We start from the raw sequence: 253 nt of genomic DNA, 5'->3' as shown, positions 1-253 counted from the left end.
TTATACAAGGTTACATTCCTTTAGAAGATGCGTTATTTTTAATAATAGGGAGTATTATTTTCGCTCCGTTAGGTTTAAAATTAGGTAAAAAGGTCCCTAGTTTTGTACAAAAGTGGATTATCAGTATTTTAATTATTATTGCAATTATTCAAATTGTTTTATAAATAAGAAAGAGAAGTACAACTAATATTAGTTGTACTTCTCTTTCTTATTTATAAAGTTAAAACATTCTCATATAGCAAGTAAAATAACA

The sequence above is a fragment of the Staphylococcus sp. GDY8P131P genome (genome assembly GCF_017891975.1).
GTDB classification, from domain to species: Bacteria; Bacillota; Bacilli; order Staphylococcales; family Staphylococcaceae; genus Staphylococcus; species Staphylococcus nepalensis.
The sequence above is the reverse complement of the archived record's forward strand: the minus strand, read 5'-3'. Positions refer to the sequence as shown.